2 protein-coding genes are annotated in these 1,289 nt (G+C 54.6%); both read right to left on the reverse strand.

Features of this window, described 5'->3' with window-relative positions; all coding sequences use genetic code 11:
- On the reverse strand, positions 1–699 hold a 699-nt coding region (locus PHD44_RS12665), incomplete at its 3' end, for an urea amidolyase associated protein UAAP1 (RefSeq protein ID WP_300192257.1).
- Between the two features lie 67 nt (positions 700–766).
- Entirely contained in the window at positions 767–1,213 is a 447-nt protein-coding gene (gene nikR, locus PHD44_RS12670) for a nickel-responsive transcriptional regulator NikR (protein WP_300192259.1), read from the reverse strand.
- Positions 1,214–1,289 lie beyond the last annotated feature (76 nt).

The following is a 1,289-nucleotide window of genomic DNA, read 5'->3' on the forward strand; positions in this document are numbered from 1 at the left end:
GAGCTCGGTGTTCTTGAAGCCGCGCTGGTTTTCCACCCGTGAATTCATGCACAGGTCGTCATCGGTCACCGGATCGGCCGTCCAGATCTGGTAGCGCACCGGTTTTTTGGGATAGTTCGGCGCCGGGTTCATCGGATGCGGGCAGGTATGGAAAATCACCAGCGTATCCATTTCGAACCTAAGCGCGATCTTGTCGCCCGCAGTGCTGTTCTGCTCGACGAACACCAGTGTGCCATCATCTTCTACCGCCAGCTTGCTGAACAGGTTCAGGTTGGCGGCCATGTCCTTCTTGCCGAGACCGTACTTGGCCATCTCGACCAGAAAGCTGTCCACGCCGCTTAAAGTCCAGTCATTGTGCGCCTGCTGATACCGGCGTTCGGTCCATTTTTCCCGCAGCTTTTGCTTGCTCAGATTGCCGCCCACGGTGTCGTGCCAGCCTACGGTGTCTTCGACGATGGAACAGAAGATCCGCCCCATGTCCGAATACAGGCAATGGCCCTGGGTCAGCTTGAAGGTATGCTGGCACTTGAGCGTATCCGGTGCGTTGTAGCGTTCGAGCAGATTGCGTGGATTGAAAAACAGCATCCCGACATTCGCCCCGCCAGTTTCGTCGATCAGGACAAGCTGGGTTCCCTTGGCCATTTCGAGCGACCAATGAGCACCACCGGGGATGACCTCTTCGTAAATCAATTCAGCCATGAGTTTCTCCTGTATTGGCATGTTATTCGTACCGAGTATGTTCTCGCTTTCTTCTAGGACAATATTCCTAGGACAAGGGGTGTAACGGCGGTATCTGTGCCGTGGTCAACTGCAAACGCCCCGTAATCACCCCGCTGCAACTGATCATCTGATCGGCGATCATTTGCAGTTTCGTAGCCGGCCCCTGAACCAGGATGACTTCCATCGTCTGGTTGTCCATCAGGTGCACGTGCAGGGAACTGATCACTTCGTCGATGTATTTGTGCTGAAGGTCGGTCAGTTCCTTTTGCAGATTCGTGGTCGAATGGTCGTAGACGAGGTTGATCGTGCCCGCCATGACATCAAACCCCAGGTCGGACTTATGCTCGACCAACTGCTGGTTGATCATCTCGACAATGGCTTGCGAACGGCTATCAAAACCGCGTTTTAACACCATCTTGTCCAGTTCCGCCAGCAGGCGGGAGGGCAGCGAGATGCTGATTCGGCTCAACGCCCCTCGATTCAGATCATTCATGCGGCAATCCCTCCATTTCCCGTTCCTTGCCCCGAACTTTGCCCTTAGAACAAATGGCTGTACCGTTTGACTTCCC

Source organism: Halothiobacillus sp., from assembly GCF_028710545.1.
Lineage (GTDB): Bacteria > Pseudomonadota > Gammaproteobacteria > Halothiobacillales > Halothiobacillaceae > Halothiobacillus.

Excerpts from the sequence above, each read along its gene's own strand:
- nikR (WP_300192259.1), bottom strand. The coding sequence starts at position 1,213 with ATGAATGATCTGAATCGAGGGGCGTTGAGCCGAATCAGCATCTCGCTG.